The organism is Flavobacterium sp. FG139 (genome assembly GCF_057809695.1).
On the sequence record NZ_JBMDKL010000003.1, the window covers coordinates 120,889 to 136,614 of the forward strand.

At 34.7% G+C, this 15,726-nt stretch carries 15 protein-coding genes; 6 read left to right on the forward strand and 9 right to left on the reverse strand.

Annotated features, from left to right (window positions below):
- Nucleotides 1-38: 38 nt before the first annotated feature.
- Nucleotides 39-323: a GNAT family N-acetyltransferase gene (locus tag ACODSI_RS03415; RefSeq protein ID WP_488915620.1), complete on the reverse strand. Its 285-nt coding sequence runs from the start codon at nucleotides 321-323 to the stop codon at nucleotides 39-41.
- A 107-nt stretch (nucleotides 324-430) separates the two neighbouring features.
- Here ACODSI_RS03415 and ACODSI_RS03420 point away from each other — a divergent pair, with 107 nt between their 5' ends.
- Together ACODSI_RS03420 and ACODSI_RS03425 are read left to right on the forward strand one after the other, a co-directional pair.
- On the forward strand, nucleotides 431-1,096 hold the full coding sequence (locus ACODSI_RS03420; protein WP_488915446.1) for an alpha/beta fold hydrolase: 666 nt from the start codon (nucleotides 431-433) through the stop codon (nucleotides 1,094-1,096).
- 50 nt (nucleotides 1,097-1,146) lie between these two features.
- Nucleotides 1,147-2,040 (forward strand): lytic transglycosylase domain-containing protein, encoded by an 894-nt coding sequence (locus ACODSI_RS03425; RefSeq protein WP_488915447.1) that lies wholly within the window; start codon nucleotides 1,147-1,149, stop codon nucleotides 2,038-2,040.
- 74 nt (nucleotides 2,041-2,114) lie between these two features.
- Here ACODSI_RS03425 and ACODSI_RS03430 read toward each other — a convergent pair whose 3' ends face one another.
- Nucleotides 2,115-2,630 carry a DUF2892 domain-containing protein gene (locus tag ACODSI_RS03430; RefSeq protein WP_488915448.1) on the reverse strand — a complete coding sequence of 172 codons (516 nt, stop codon included), beginning with the start codon at nucleotides 2,628-2,630 and terminating at the stop codon, nucleotides 2,115-2,117.
- A 150-nt stretch (nucleotides 2,631-2,780) separates the two neighbouring features.
- On the opposite strand from ACODSI_RS03430, the gene rpmH reads away from it, so the two are divergent.
- Both rpmH and carB read left to right on the forward strand, forming a co-directional pair.
- Complete coding sequence (rpmH, locus tag ACODSI_RS03435; protein WP_007136275.1) at nucleotides 2,781-2,942, forward strand: 50S ribosomal protein L34; 162 nt, start codon at nucleotides 2,781-2,783, stop codon at nucleotides 2,940-2,942.
- Nucleotides 2,943-3,342: 400 nt separating this feature from the next.
- Nucleotides 3,343-6,195 (forward strand): carbamoyl-phosphate synthase large subunit, encoded by a 2,853-nt coding sequence (gene carB, locus ACODSI_RS03440; protein WP_488915449.1) that lies wholly within the window; start codon nucleotides 3,343-3,345, stop codon nucleotides 6,193-6,195.
- Nucleotides 6,196-6,231: 36 nt separating this feature from the next.
- Here carB and rluF read toward each other — a convergent pair whose 3' ends face one another.
- From rluF to ACODSI_RS03465, 5 genes are all read right to left on the reverse strand, one after another.
- On the reverse strand, nucleotides 6,232-7,020 hold the full coding sequence (gene rluF / locus ACODSI_RS03445) for a 23S rRNA pseudouridine(2604) synthase RluF (protein WP_488915450.1): 789 nt from the start codon (nucleotides 7,018-7,020) through the stop codon (nucleotides 6,232-6,234).
- 250 nt (nucleotides 7,021-7,270) lie between these two features.
- Nucleotides 7,271-8,110 (reverse strand): alpha/beta hydrolase, encoded by an 840-nt coding sequence (locus ACODSI_RS03450; protein ID WP_488915451.1) that lies wholly within the window; start codon nucleotides 8,108-8,110, stop codon nucleotides 7,271-7,273.
- A 34-nt stretch (nucleotides 8,111-8,144) separates the two neighbouring features.
- Nucleotides 8,145-8,924, reverse strand: a complete 780-nt coding sequence (locus ACODSI_RS03455) for a zinc ribbon domain-containing protein (protein ID WP_488915452.1) — start codon at nucleotides 8,922-8,924, stop codon at nucleotides 8,145-8,147.
- A gap of 3 nt (nucleotides 8,925-8,927) precedes the next feature.
- Nucleotides 8,928-10,043 carry a Nif3-like dinuclear metal center hexameric protein gene (locus ACODSI_RS03460; protein WP_488915453.1) on the reverse strand — a complete coding sequence of 372 codons (1,116 nt, stop codon included), beginning with the start codon at nucleotides 10,041-10,043 and terminating at the stop codon, nucleotides 8,928-8,930.
- Nucleotides 10,044-10,063: 20 nt separating this feature from the next.
- Nucleotides 10,064-10,627 carry a hypothetical protein gene (locus ACODSI_RS03465; protein ID WP_488915454.1) on the reverse strand — a complete coding sequence of 188 codons (564 nt, stop codon included), beginning with the start codon at nucleotides 10,625-10,627 and terminating at the stop codon, nucleotides 10,064-10,066.
- 49 nt (nucleotides 10,628-10,676) lie between these two features.
- Here ACODSI_RS03465 and lpxK point away from each other — a divergent pair, with 49 nt between their 5' ends.
- Together lpxK and ACODSI_RS03475 are read left to right on the forward strand one after the other, a co-directional pair.
- Nucleotides 10,677-11,693, forward strand: a complete 1,017-nt coding sequence (gene lpxK / locus ACODSI_RS03470) for a tetraacyldisaccharide 4'-kinase (protein ID WP_488915455.1) — start codon at nucleotides 10,677-10,679, stop codon at nucleotides 11,691-11,693.
- Nucleotides 11,665-12,477 carry a purine-nucleoside phosphorylase gene (locus ACODSI_RS03475; protein WP_488915456.1) on the forward strand — a complete coding sequence of 271 codons (813 nt, stop codon included), beginning with the start codon at nucleotides 11,665-11,667 and terminating at the stop codon, nucleotides 12,475-12,477. The genes lpxK and ACODSI_RS03475 overlap by 29 nt, the downstream gene beginning before the upstream one ends.
- Nucleotides 12,478-12,508: 31 nt before the next feature.
- On the opposite strand, the gene ACODSI_RS03480 is transcribed toward ACODSI_RS03475, so the two are convergent.
- Together ACODSI_RS03480 and gap are read right to left on the reverse strand one after the other, a co-directional pair.
- Complete coding sequence (locus ACODSI_RS03480) at nucleotides 12,509-14,680, reverse strand: tetratricopeptide repeat-containing hybrid sensor histidine kinase/response regulator (RefSeq protein ID WP_488915457.1); 2,172 nt, start codon at nucleotides 14,678-14,680, stop codon at nucleotides 12,509-12,511.
- Between the two features lie 42 nt (nucleotides 14,681-14,722).
- Nucleotides 14,723-15,712, reverse strand: coding sequence for a type I glyceraldehyde-3-phosphate dehydrogenase (gap, locus tag ACODSI_RS03485; RefSeq protein ID WP_488915458.1), 990 nt, complete (start codon nucleotides 15,710-15,712; stop codon nucleotides 14,723-14,725).
- Between the last annotated feature and the right edge of the window lie 14 nt (nucleotides 15,713-15,726).

Genomic DNA, 15,726 nt, shown 5'->3' on the forward strand with positions numbered 1-15,726 from the left:
ATTAAAAAAGAATTTGGGATTTTTTATTTGTCTCAGTGTTAGATCTTTATTCCAGGAGGTAATAAATCTCTATACGTTGTGTTTTTTCTGAAGAATAAAGCAATTTTTGGTAAAATCGGAACGACTTTTAATTTGCGTTCGTAAGCGATTTCCATAATGTTTTTCAACAAATCATTTATAAATTCTTCATCGTTAAAGCCATCTGGAACGTTGATTCGGGTTAGAAAAATTTTCTTTTCTTGGAAAGAATATTCAAGAGAAACTAACTTTCCATCAACTAAAGTCTCAAATTGTCTAGCAAATGTATTGTCTTTAATCTCCATTTTTTCTAAAATTAACGCTGGGTTCATAATCAAGTGGAATAAATAAATTAATTTTATGCAAATTTCGGAATAAATAATGGATAATGCCATCGAAATACGTTAAAATTATGAGTAAGATTTCAGTTTATTTTATGCCAGGATTGGCCGCTAGTGCTTCTATTTTTGAACGAATTGACCTGCCAAAAGAGACGTTTGAAATCCATCTTTTAGAATGGTTTATGCCCGAAAAACAAGAATCGCTGCAAAGTTATGCCCAACGAATGGCTCAAAAAGTGACACACGATAATGCCGTTTTAGTAGGCGTTTCTTTTGGTGGCATCTTGGTTCAGGAAATGGCGCAATTTTTAAACTTGAGAAAATTAATCATTGTTTCTAGCGTTAAGTCGAATAAAGAATTACCACGAAGAATGAAGATTGCCAAGACAACAAAAGCGTATAAATTAGTGCCAACAGGGTTGCTTCAAGATGTTGAAAAGCTAGTAAAATATGCTTTTGGCGACGTAATGAAGCAAAGATTAAAGTTGTATGAGCAATTTTTACACATGCGTAATAAAGAGTATTTAGACTGGGCAATCGAGCAAGTAATTTGTTGGGAAAGAGTCCAGATTGATCCCAACGTTATTCATATTCATGGCGATGCTGATGAAGTTTTTCCAGTCAAATACATTAAAGAGTTTGTCAATGTTAAAGGCGGTACACACATGATGATTTTGAATCGTTTTCGTTGGTTCAATCAACATTTGCCAAAAATCATTTTAGAAGATAAACCATAGTTTTTCGGCGCGATTTTTGTAGTTTTGTAGCATAATAAAAAGTATTGAAAATGAAAAAGATTCAAGTTTTCGGAGTAATCTCGATTGTTGTTTTTGCAAGTGGCTTATTTATGTTTGCGCTATCAGGTGATGCTAAGAAAAAACTTCTGCACGAAGGAACAGCTCAATATTTTCCTTCAGTAGTTGATTTTGCAGGTGAAAAAGCGCCTTTAAATATCGCTGATGTAAGAGAGCGTTTTGATAGAGAATTATTGGTCAATGCCAATTTGCACTCGTCTACAATTTTAATCATGAAGCGTGCTAATAGAGCATTTCCAATTATAGAGCCAATCCTAAAGCAATACGGCGTGCCAGATGATTTTAAATATTTAGCAGTGATAGAGAGCGCTTTGTTAAATGCAGTTTCGGCGTCAGGAGCTAAAGGAGTATGGCAATTTATGCCCGATACTGCGAAAGAAAAAGGGATGGAAGTTAATGACATTGTCGACGAGCGGTATCACCTTCAAAAATCTACCGAAGCGGCTTGTAAATACTTAGTAGCCGCCAAGCAAAAATTTGGAAACTGGACCTTAGCAGCAGCCTCTTACAACGGCGGAATGAATGGTGTTAATACCAAAATCACCGAACAAAAAGTAAATGATTACTACGATTTAGCCTTAACCGACGAAACTTCGCGTTATGTTTTTAGAATTTTAGCTTTGAAAGAAATCATGCAACACCCAAATTTGTATGGGTTTGATGTTTCGAAAGAGGAGTTGTATGAAAATATTCCCACTAAAACTATAGAAGTAGATAGCACCATTACCGATTTAGCTAGTTTTGCCAAAGCGCAAGGGATTAACTATAAGATATTAAAAATTCACAATCCGTGGTTGAGGGATAAGAAATTGGTCAACACCACTAAAAAGAAATATTTGATTGAAATTCCAACGTCAGGATATTAAATGAAAAAGGCTTTAGATAATCTCTAAAGCCTTTTTTTATATTTTGTACTTTTAAGTTCGTACTTCTAACTTTCTTAGATTTTCTTCATTTGCTCTTTCATCATTTTTATCTGATCGGCAAGCATTCCTTGTTTGTCTAACTTTTTAACTTCAGCAATTAAGTTGGTAGCTTCTAGTTTTCTTCTGCGTGATAAAGCAACACCAGCAAGATTTAATTTGGCAACCGCCAAATCCATATCCATATTCAATCCCAATTCGATTGCTTTTTTAAAGTATTTTTCTGCTTGAATCAAATTAGTTTGCGAAAGCATAATCCCGTTTAAGTAGTTGTAATATCCTTGTTGTTTTTGAACTAAAGCCGTTTCTGGATTTTTGATTTTATCCAGCCAAGCTTTTGCTCCAGGGAAATTTTGCTTACGCAATTGTAAAAAAGCTAACAATATAAATTCATTTCTAAAATATAAGAAAATTGGAATTAATGTCAAAAGAATCAGGAAAATCCCATTTCCTATATTACTTTCGGTAAATTGCCATACGGCTGTAGCCAAGATTAATGCTGCAATGACAAGCTTGATATTTCTGTGAAACATAATAATAAAAATTTAGGTTGCAAAGGTAATAAAAGGTTTTTAAAATATTTTTAAAAAACTACTTGCAAGTAATAAAAACCTTTGTATATTTGCACTCGGTTTTAAAAAGACCTACAAAACGATTATTATACGATTTAAAGATAAAAAGCAATGAGCAAAAGAACGTTTCAACCATCGAAAAGAAAAAGAAGAAATAAACACGGATTTATGGACAGAATGGCTTCTGCAAATGGAAGAAAAGTCCTTGCGCGTCGTAGAGCTAAAGGAAGACATAAATTGACTGTTTCTTGCGAACCAAGACACAAAAAATAATGATTAGTTTCTAATCAATATCAAGCCGTTACTTTTATTAGTAGCGGCTTTTTTTTAAACCTGTTTATAAAATTTGATAAGTTTTAGAAGCTATTTCCTGCTTTCCGTTACAATCTTTTTAATTTTAAAGAAAAATTAAAAAGGATTTTCACTACAATCAGGGCTAGGTCTGAACTTCAAAAATTCAACATTCGTTAATCGTTATTCAATCTTTAAATTGAATGTTGAACAGATGAACAAGGAATTAAGAAATTGAAAATATATTGGGAAGAACTTCAAAATTCAATATTCGTTATTCAATCTTTAAAATGAATGTTGAACAGATGAACAACGAATTTTGAATATTGAACTGAAAGAAACAACACACAACTAATAATACACAACTTACACACTAACTACAATGCCAAAAGACAACTCCATTAAATCGGTTTTAATTATAGGCTCAGGTCCAATTGTAATCGGGCAAGCCTGTGAATTTGATTATGCTGGTTCACAATCAGCACGATCCATTCGTGAAGAAGGAATTGAAGTCATCTTAATTAATTCCAATCCAGCAACCATCATGACCGATCCATCTATGGCGGATCACGTTTATTTATTGCCATTAACGACCAAATCCATCATTCAAATTCTAAAAGAACATCCACAAATTGATGCTGTGTTGCCAACTATGGGCGGACAAACGGCTTTAAATTTGTGTTTAGAAGCCGACGAAAAAGGCATTTGGGAAGATTTTAATGTGCGTATGATTGGTGTCGATGTTAATGCCATTAACATTACCGAAGACCGGGAACAATTCAAACAATTATTAGAAAAAATAGGGGTTCCTGCAGCACCAGCCAAAACGGCAACTTCGTTCTTAAAAGGAAAAGAAATTGCTCAAGAATTTGGTTTTCCATTAGTGATTCGTCCTTCGTTTACGTTGGGCGGAACCGGAGCTGCTTTTGTACACAGCAAAGAAGAATTTGACGAAAAACTAACCTATGGTTTAGAAATGTCACCCATTCATGAAGTCTTAATTGATAAAGCTTTATTGGGTTGGAAAGAATACGAATTGGAACTTTTACGTGATAAAAACGACAACGTAGTTATCATCTGTTCTATCGAAAATATGGATCCAATGGGAATTCATACCGGAGATTCCATCACAGTGGCTCCAGCGATGACCTTATCGGATACGACTTTCCAAAAAATGCGTGATATGGCCATTTTAATGATGCGCTCTATCGGTAATTTTGCAGGTGGTTGTAACGTGCAATTTGCCGTTTCACCCGATGAAAAAGAAGATATAGTAGCGATTGAAATTAATCCGAGAGTTTCTCGTTCCTCGGCGTTAGCTTCAAAAGCAACGGGTTATCCGATTGCAAAAATTGCGTCAAAACTTGCTTTAGGGTATCACTTAGATGAACTGCAAAACCAAATTACCAAATCGACTTCGGCGTTATTCGAACCAACTTTGGATTATGTAATCGTAAAAATACCACGTTGGAATTTCGATAAATTTGAAGGTGCCGATAGAACCTTAGGACTTCAAATGAAATCGGTTGGTGAAGTGATGGGAATTGGCCGTTCGTTTCAAGAAGCGCTTCACAAAGCTACTCAATCGCTTGAAATTAAACGTAATGGGCTAGGAGCAGACGGAAAAGGCTATAAAAACTACGAACAAATTATTGAAAAACTAACATATGCCAGTTGGGATCGCGTTTTTGTAATATACGATGCTATTGCGATGGGAATTCCGTTAAGCAGAATTCACGAAATTACCAAAATTGACATGTGGTTTTTGAAGCAATACGAGGAATTGTATTCGTTAGAAAAAGAAATTTCAACCTATAAGTTAGATAATTTACCAAAAGAATTGTTGTTGGAAGCCAAGCAAAAAGGCTATGGCGACCGACAAATTGCGCACATGTTGGGTTGTTTAGAAAGTCAGGTGTATAAATTGCGTGACGACATGAACATCAAGCGTGTTTATAAATTGGTGGATACGTGTGCCGCCGAATTTAAAGCGCAAACGCCTTATTATTACTCGACATTCGAAGCAGAAATCCAAACAGCTACTGGGGAACGCTACGTACACAATGAAAGTGTGGTAACAGAAAGGAAGAAAGTAGTGGTTTTGGGTTCAGGACCCAATAGAATCGGTCAAGGAATTGAGTTTGATTATTCGTGTGTTCACGGAGTTTTAGCAGCCAAAGAATCCGGTTATGAAACCATCATGATCAACTGTAATCCAGAAACGGTTTCTACTGATTTTGATACCGCTGATAAATTGTATTTTGAACCTGTTTTTTGGGAACATATTTACGATATCATTCGTCATGAGAAACCCGAAGGTGTCATTGTACAATTGGGTGGACAAACCGCTTTGAAATTAGCCGAAAAATTATCTAAATACGGAATCAAAATATTAGGAACTTCATTTGATGCTTTGGATTTAGCGGAAGATAGAGGTCGTTTCTCCGAATTATTAACCGATTTAAAAATTCCATTTCCGAAGTTCGGAATTGCTGAAAGCGCCGATGAAGCGAGTGCTTTAGCAGATGTTTTAGATTTCCCATTATTGGTGCGTCCTTCTTATGTTTTGGGCGGACAAGGAATGAAAATTGTCATCAACAAACAAGAACTGGAAGAACATGTTATTGATTTATTGAAATCGATTCCAGGAAATAAATTACTATTGGATCATTATTTGGATGGCGCTATTGAAGCTGAAGCCGATGCCATTTGTGATGGTGAAAACGTGTACATCATCGGAATTATGGAGCATATAGAACCGTGTGGAATTCATTCAGGTGATTCTAATGCTACTTTGCCGCCATTTAATTTGGGTGAATTTGTAATGCAACAAATTAAAGATCATACCAAAAAAATAGCTCTTGCTTTGCAAACCGTTGGTTTAATCAACATTCAATTTGCGATTAAAGACGATATTGTTTACATCATTGAAGCCAATCCACGTGCTTCTAGAACGGTTCCATTTATTGCTAAAGCTTATGGCGAACCGTATGTGAATTATGCGACCAAAGTGATGTTGGGTAAAAACAAAGTAACCGATTTTACTTTCAATCCGCAATTGAAAGGCTATGCTATAAAACAACCGGTTTTCTCTTTCAGCAAATTTAAAGATGTTAACAAAGCACTCGGACCCGAAATGAAGTCAACAGGTGAAAGTATATTGTTTATAGACGATTTGAAAGACGATCAGTTTTATGAACTGTATTCCAGACGAAAAATGTACTTAAGTAAATAAAGAAAAATCCCGATGTCAATCGGGATTTTTTTTAGGTTATCGTTTTCTAAAATCTTTTCTAAAAGTAGGCGCTATTTTGGGTGTTACTTTAGGTAAACTCGCTTCTTCAGTTTTGCTAGAAGGCTCAATCAGCTGGTTGAGTTGGTTGATTTCGGCATCGGTCAATTCGCGGTAGCGTCCCAATGGAACATCAAGTGAAATGTTGATGATTCGGGTTCTTTTTAAGGCGGTTACTTCAAAATCTAAGTATTCACACATTCTACGGATTTGTCGGTTTAATCCCTGTGTTAAAATGATTCTAAACACATATTTACTGACTTGTTCAACTTTGCATTTTCGTGTAACGGTTTCTAAGATGGGAATTCCGTTGGCCATACGCTCAATAAAACGGTCGGTGATTGGTCGGTTTACGGTTACAATATATTCTTTTTCGTGATTATTTCGCGCACGAAGAATTTTGTTTACAATATCACCATCGTTGGTCATAAAGATGAGTCCTTCACTGGCTTTATCAAGCCGGCCTATTGGAAAAATACGTTCGGGATAATTGATGTAATCTACAATATTATCACGCACGTCAAGATTGGTGGTACATTCAATTCCGGGTGGTTTGTTAAAGGCCAGATACACTCGTTTTTTAGTGCTTTCGCGTACAATTTTGCCATCAACCCGCACTTCATCATTGGGTGCAATTTTGGTACCCATTTCAGGAACGACACCGTTGATGGTTACTCGACCTTGTTCGATGAGTTTATCCGCTTCACGACGAGAGCAGAATCCGGTTTCGGATAAAAATTTGTTGATGCGCGTTAGGTTTTCTTCCATAGCGCAAAAATACTAATTTTGAATTACGAATAAGCTACTATTATATATAAATAGAGAAAGTAGATTTGATTAGTTCAAAATTCAAAATTCCATGTTGAACATTCAACATGGAATTTTGAATTTTGAAGCTTCTTAGGAATTTTATTTTGTATTCAAGACCATTACTATCTAGCCCTGACAGCAGCGGTATCTCAATTTATTGGGATTTAGCGGATGGCAGGAATAGGGTTTGTAGATACGTCCCGAGCGATTACGCTTCTATAAAACTCGCAATGCTTTGGTATAAATATTCGCCGTGCATGCTGTGTCCGAGGCCTTTTGTGGTAATAAACTCGGCTGTTTTCCAGGAATTAGCAATTTTGGTTCCTTCTTCATAAAGCACTACATCGTCTTCAATATCGTGTGCGATAATGCCTTCAATGGTGGTGTTTTTTAGGAATTTGGAAGCCGAAAAATCTTGAATGGTTATGTTAAATCGGGCTTTGGGATACTCGATTAAGGATTGGTGTACTCGCTGGTTTAGACTTAAAATTTTGACAAAATTATGTAGAATTACGTCAAAATCGGATGGCGCTCCAATGAGTATCATTTTCTCAAAACTATGACTGTAATGCGCCTGGAAATAGGCTAGGGCATTACCGCCAATGGAATGTCCGATTACAATTTTGGGATTGAATTTTTGAACGGCTTGGTCAATGAATTCCGCATAGGTTGGAACATTAAATTCCTTACCACTACTTAATCCGTGCGCTGGACCGTCGATTGCAATGATGGTTTTACCTGTTTTTTTTAATCGGTTGACTAGTTTTTTCCAACGTGCTGCATTGCTTTCCCAACCGTGAACCAATAAAATAATTTCGTCATTTCCTTTCCAAGTATAGGTGTGAAACGTGTGTTCGTTGAACGAATGTTTTTTTTGTTCGGCTTTGAGTAAGATTTTAGGCAACTCCCTTGGGTTGAGTTTTCCTTTTCGTGGATTGCTAAAAAAGGTGTACGCTAAAGCATAGGCTTTTTGAGGATATACATAACTTAAAGTGTTGATGTATAATCCGATAATTTTGGCTAGTATAGTTTGAATGATTTTTTGCATAAAAAAAATCCCGACATAATCGGGATTCAGAGTATTACATTTTTGCGAATAATTTTTCCATTTTTTCTCTTTCTTCTTCAGCAAGAGAAGCATCCACTAAAATTCTTCCTGAATGTTCATCGGTGATGATTTTTTTTCTAGAAGCGATTTCAACTTGTGTTTGAGGCGGAATAGTAAAGAATGAACCAGCAGAAGCACCACGTTCGATAGATACAACAGCCAAACCATTTCTTACGCTAGAACGAATTCTTTTGTATGCGGCTAACAATCGATCTTCGATTTGTCCTTCATACTCGGCAGATTTCTCAATTAAGAAACTTTCTTCTTTTTGAGTTTCAGCCATAATGTCGTTCAATTCGGCTTTTTTATGTTTTAAGTGTGTCGTTTTTTGTTCTAAACGCTCTTTAGAATTAGAGATTACTTCTTTTTTGTGTTCAATAGAAGCTTTCATTTCTTTAATTTGCTTTTCAGCCAATTGAATTTCCAATTCTTGGAATTCTACTTCTTTAGTTAACGCATTGAATTCTCTATTGTTACGAACGTCTTTTTGTTGTTCGGTATATTTTTTAATCGCAGAGGAATGATCTTCAATAGCTACTTTTTTAGCTTTGATGCTGTCTTCAATTAGTACTAAATCGGATTGTAATTTTTCCAAACGAGTAGTCAAACCAGCTACTTCATCTTCAAGATCTTCCACTTCTAAAGGCAATTCGCCTCTTACATTTCTAATTTCGTCAATTCTGGTGTCGATAATCTGTAAATCGTAAAGCGCTCTTAATTTTTCTTCAACGCTCAATTCTTTTGTAGTAGCCATATTTTATAAGTACTTAACTGGATTTGTATTTTCTTCTGATAAAACAATTCTGTCTTGCGACAAATTAGGTGCAAAATTAGTAATTTTTTCTTTAAGAAAATCAACAATATAATTTTTTGTATATCTTTCACTTTCAAAGTGTCCGATATCAGCTAAAACTAACTGATTTTCAGCCTCATAAAAGTTGTGGTATTTCAAATCGGCGGTTAAAAAAACATCTGCTCCAGCTTGAATCGCATTTTTAATTGCAAAACTACCTGAACCGCCCAATACGGCAACCTTGTGTATCTTTTTTCCTGTGAATGTAGAGTGCCGAATACCACCACATTGCATTTTGTCTTTAACAAAAGCCATAAATTCGCTTTCTGGCATTGGGTTTTCGAGTTCGCCAATCATTCCCAAACCGATGTTTTGATGGGTGTTTTGTAAATCGTAAATTTCGTAGGCAATTTCCTCGTAAACATGATTAGTAAACAACGCTTTTAGGATTTTACTTTGTAAATGTTTTTCAAATGTTACTTCTATTTTAATTTCGGGTGCTTCAACAAATTCAAATCGTTCGCCAATTTCGGGATTGCTATTTTCATTTCCCATATAGGTTCCCATGCCTTGTGAATTAAAACTACAATCTTCATAATTACCAATTTTACCAGCACCAGCATCAAACAGTGCCTTACGAACTTGCTCTACATTTTCAGGTATCGTGTACGTCACTAATTTTTGAATGAAGTTGGTCTTGGGAATTAGAACTTTGGTTTTAACCAATCCCAATGCATCACAGAAAATTTTGTTGACTCCATTTTTATGATTGTCTAAAGCAGTATGAACGGCATAAATAGCGATGTCGCTTTTAATGGCTTTTAAAACAGAACGTTCTACATAATTTTTACCCGTAATTTTTTTCAATCCAGAGAAAAGAATAGGATGAAAGCATACTACTAAATTGCAATTTTTGGCAATGGCTTCATCAATTACATTTTCTAGAGCATCGTGGCATACCAAAACGCCTGTGGTTTCATTATCTGGATTGCCCACTAATAGTCCCACATTATCAAAATCTTCGGCATAGGCCAAAGGTGCCATTTCTTCTAGAATTGAAAGTATTTCTTTTATTTTCATGTGATTTTATTCTATAAAAATTAGGTGGTCCATTCGTTCAACGTTTCTTTGACGATCCATTCACCGTTTATATTTTCAAACAAAAAATAACTGCCTGAGTTGTGTTCGATATTTCGATAAAAAGCCACCTTTACTAAGCAATATTTTTGGCCAAAATACATGGGTTTGCTCACAATCATTAGTCGTTGGTTGTTGTCATTAAACCGTTTAGATACTTTATGAAACTCATCTAGTGATAGACAGGCATTGACTTTGCTTTTTAAATACTGATTTTGATTGTTAAAAATAGCGTTGTATTCTTTCGACCAATCTTCGTTGGATGGGTTGTTGATTTGTTTTTTGATTTCGGTTGCATTTTGTTGTAACAACGGACTTTTATTGATAACCTCTAAAGTTTCTTCATTATTAGGGGCTTTGTTACAATAAAGGCTCAAGAATTGCAATCGATTTTTGACGATTACTTTTTCATTTTGATAGTATTTACTCAATAAAAATTTGAGTATTGCAGCATCTTTATTTTCTTGAGCATGAGCCATAGAAAAGCAGCACAGAAAAGCAATTAAGAGTTGTACACTAAATTTCATTTTTCAAATTTATTTCCATCCAAAGATAAAAAAATGTTACTTTCGTACTATGATTATTTTAAGGTATTTACTTTTTCCTTTTTCCATTTTATATGGATGGATAACTTCTATTAGAAATTTCTTGTATGATAATGGAATTTTAAAATCGTATTCTTTTGACGTTCCAGTTATTGCTGTCGGAAATTTGAGTGTTGGCGGAACCGGAAAGACACCACAAATAGAATATTTAATTCGGTTGCTTTCGCCAAATTATAAAATTGCTACTTTGAGTAGAGGTTACAAACGAAAATCGAAGGGGTTTGTTTTGGCCGATGCAACTTCAAATGCTGATGTTCTGGGAGATGAACCGTTTCAAATGCATCAAAAATTTCCAACGATTCAAGTGGCTGTTGATGCCCATCGGAAAAACGGTATTGAACGATTGTTGTCTTTACCTATTCAACCTGAGGTTATTTTATTAGACGATGCATTTCAACACCGAAAAGTAAAAGCAGGTTTTTACATTTTGCTTTCGGCTTATGATGATTTGTTTTGTACTGATTTGTTGCTTCCTACGGGCACTCTTCGCGAAAGTAGCAATGGTGCCAAAAGAGCCGATGTGATAATTATCACAAAATGTCCGAAAGATTTATCGGAAATTGCACAGCAAAATGTCAAAAAGAGCCTTGGTTTAGAAATGCCTATTTATTTTAGTTGTATTGATTATGATGATAAGGTGTATACTCAAAATGATAGTAAATCGGTTGTAGAAATTAGTACTCTTGATAAATTACTTTTGGCTGGAATAGCAAAACCCGAACCCTTTTTTGCATATTTGCAGGCTGAAAAAAATGAAAAAATGGTTTATCCTGATCATCATCATTTTACAGAAAACGATATCAAACAAATAAAAAACAAAGCAAACAAAAAGTTAATTATCACTACCGAAAAGGATTATGTGCGGTTGAAAGATCAAGATTTGGACTCACTTTATTATTTACCCATAAAAAGTAAGTTCCTTTCTAATGGAGATAATTTTGACAAAACAATTTTAAATTATGTGGGAACAAGTACAAGAAACGGTTAATTACATCAAAGAAAAAACGGGATTTACGCCAGAATATGGGGTGATTTTAGGGTCAGGTTTAGGAAGTTTTACACAGGATATTCAAGTTGAATTTACGTTGCCTTACAATGAAATTCCAAATTTTCCAGTTTCTACCGTTCAAGGACATAAAGGAGCATTGGTTTTTGGAACTATTGGTAGTAAAAAAGTGGTAGCTATGCAAGGGCGTTTCCATTTTTATGAAGGATATGATATGAAGCAAGTAACTTTTCCTGTACGTGTAATGAAATATCTTGGAGTTACTAAATTGGTTGTGTCTAATGCCTCTGGTGGTGTAAATCCAAATTATAAAGTAGGGTCAATCGTTTTAATTACCGATCATATCAACATGATGCCCGAACATCCACTTCGTGGAAAAAATGACGAGCGTTTTGGACCGCGATTTGTTAACATGAGTGAGCCATACAGCCGTGCGATGATAGCAAAGGCTAAAGAAATAGCTTTGGAAAATGGAATTACCGTTCAAGATGGGATTTATATGGGATTACAAGGACCAACTTTTGAGACGTTGTCAGAATACAGAATGGTGAAAAATATTGGAGCTGATTGTGTGGGTATGTCAACGGTGCCAGAAGTTATTGTAGCACGCCACATGGAATTGGAAACGTTTGGATTGTCGGTAATTACCGATATGGGTGATGAAGAAAACATTGAAGAAGTGAACCATGCCGAGGTTTTAAAAGCCGCAGAAAAAGCAGAACCATTTGTGAGATTGCTAATCAAAGAGCTTATCAAACAATACTAAATAAGAAAGACGCTAGAAGTAGCGTCTTTTTTTATAACAAGTTTTGTGCAATTATTTTATAGAAATTCTCGGGTTCAAAGGGTTTGGTTAATACGTCGGTCATGCCATACGAAAGCAACATTTCCCGATTTTCGTTTAACGAAATTGCCGTTAATGCAATAATTGGAATTTGAGTATTGAAATCGCGAATTTGTTGAGTCGCTATCGTTCCGTTTATTCCCGGAAGGTGAACATCCATCAATATCAAATCAAAACGTTCTTTGTTTTGTTTCATAACGGTAACACAATCTTCCCCATTATCAAGTATTTTACATGAAATCCCTCTGTTTTCAAGCATCTTCTTGGTAATCATTTGATTGATTTTATTGTCTTCAACCAACAGTATTTTTTTATTTTGAATATCAATATTTTCAAAGTTTTCATTTTTTTGTTTCACTATTTCAGAAGAACCCACTTCAAAAGGTAGCGTAAAATAAAAAGTAGTTCCGAGACCAACTTTACTGTTCAATTGAATGGTGCCTCCAAGAAGTTCGGTAAGTTTTTTTACAATAGCTAATCCCAGTCCAGTGCCGCCGTATTTTCGATTTATTTCAATAGAACCTTGAGAGAAACTGTCAAAAATTTCGGCTTGTTTATCGTCGGGAATACCAATTCCGTTGTCGGAAACTTCAAATAATATCTCAATTTTATGGTCTTCAATAGACTCTAATTTGGCAATTAATTTTACATGTCCTTTTTTGGTGAACTTCAAAGAATTGTTGACCAAATTGATGAATATTTGAGACAATTTAGTAGGATCACAAATGATATTTTCTGGAATGGTATTGTCTACTTCAATAATGAAAGTATTCTTGTTTTCTTGAGCAATTTCTTTAAATGATGTTTGAATATTGGCAAGATGTTCTCTTATGTTGCAGTTGATGCTTTCAACTGGGATGTTTTCAGATTCAATGCGGTTAATTTCAAGAATATCATTGATAAAAGTGAGTAGGTAGTTTCCAGAAAATTTCAATGAATTTAGGTAGTTCAGCTGACTTTGTTTTGGATTTTCTTCTAAAAGTAAATGGGTTATTCCGTTAATGGCATTGAGCGGCGTTCGCAATTCGTGGCTCACGGTTGAAAGGAATTCTGATCTGGCTTTTGTGGCTTTTTCAGCATTTTCTTTAGCCACTTGCAATTCGTTATTTTTCTCTTTTAATAAGGTATTGGATTGGGTTCGGAGGATGTTATTTTTGTATAATGACAAACTCAAAAGCGATAAAATAGAAATCAAAGCTATGGCAAGTATGCTGATAAGTTTGGCAAAATTATTGGCTTTTTGCTGGGTTTTATTTTCTTTATCAATTTGTTCGATAGTTTTTAATCGTTCCGAATTTTTAAAAGAGGTAAAGTCTTCTATTCCAATTCTTTGATTGGTAATTTTAGTCAAACTGTCTTTTAGTTTTACATATTCTTTTAAATAATCATGTGCTTTCTCCATATTCATGGATTTTTCAAATGAATCACTTAAAGCAAGTGTAATTTTGGAGCGCTGTTCTAGATTATTTGTGTTTTCATTTAACGCTCTTAACAAATAATTGGTGGCTAAGTTGTACCGTTTTTTTTTAATTTCGATTTTTCCAACTTGATACAGTGCTTCTGCTTTTGTTTTATAAATGTCTGAGCTGTCTTGTTTTGCAATAATTTTTTCTAAAATTGCCATTCCTAAATCCAAACGACCTTTCTCAATATAAACAATACCTTTTTGTAGGTTAATCATTTCAATTGCTTTTGGCGATTTTAAGCGGTCATAAATAATTCCGGCCTTATTGAAGTTTTGTTCAGCCATTGTGAAATTATTTTTTTCCATATAGCAAATTCCCAAGCTATAATGGGCAAAAGCTTGTTCTGAAGAAGAAGGTAAAGTGGTATAAATTGCAATACTATGTATTAAAACATCAATAGCATCATTGAATTTTTTTAATTCAAGATACACAGTTCCTAAGTTGGAATAACTATCGGCAATTGATTTTTGATTGTTTGTTTTGTGGGCATAATCCAATGCCATTTGAGAATAGTGAAGACAGTTTTTATAATTATTAAGTCCTTTATTAAATTTCACTAATTCTATGTAATAATTAGTGCTATCAATTTTCTCAGTTGTTGATTTTTGAGAAAAAAGTAGTATTGGAACTAAAAAAAATAAAACAAAATAGTACCTCATATTCATTGTTGAATGAAAAAATGTAGGTCTAAAATAACAAAATTATTTTTGAAAATGAAGTATTAAGTCAATTATTCTCGATGAATAACCTATTTCATTGTCGTACCAACCTACAACCTTAACCATTTTGTCAATAACAGAAGTTAGTTGGGCATCAAAAAGACAGGAGTTTGTATTGCCAATAATGTCTACAGAAACAATTGGATCTTCGGTATAATCTAAAATTCCTTTTAAGTAGGTTTGAGAGGCTTTTTTGAAAGCGGCATTAATTTCATCAATAGAAACTTCTCTACTCACATTAAAGGTAATGTCTGTTAATGAACCATCAGGAACTGGAACACGAATGCCACATCCACCAATTTTTCCTTCCATTTCTGGAAAAATTTTGGTCAATGCTTTAGCAGCTCCAGTGGTTGTTGGCACAATAGATTGACTGGCACCACGAGCTCTTCGCAAATCTTTGTGCGGTTGATCGTGTAAACTTTGGTCGGTAGTATAGGAGTGAACCGTGGTGATGTAAGCCTGTTCGATACCACACAAATCGTTAATTACTTTCATCATTGGCGCGGCATTGTTGGTGGTACAACTCGCGTTAGAAACTATATTTTCAGTACCGTCAAGAATGTGTTCGTTAACTCCTAAAACAACCGTTTGTATTTCTGGAACTTCCGATGGTGCCGACAGAATTACTTTTTTAGCACCAGCTATAATATGTTTGTTGATGTCTTCAAAAGACTTGTATTTTCCAGTAGATTCTACTACAATATCAATTTCAGACCAATCTAAATTTGAGATTTCTTTTTCATGAAAAAAAGCATACGATTTACCTTCAATACTAATGGATTTTTCATCAAAAGTAACGGCATAGGGTAACACGCCATGAATGCTATCGTATTTTATGAGATGTGCCATGGTTCGATTGTCGGCAATATCGTTTATTGCAACAACTTCAATAGAAGGATGTTTGAGGAGTAATCTAAAAAGATTGCGTCCAATGCGACCAAAACCGTTAATGGCAATTTTTGTTTTCAATTAATTTAAAATAA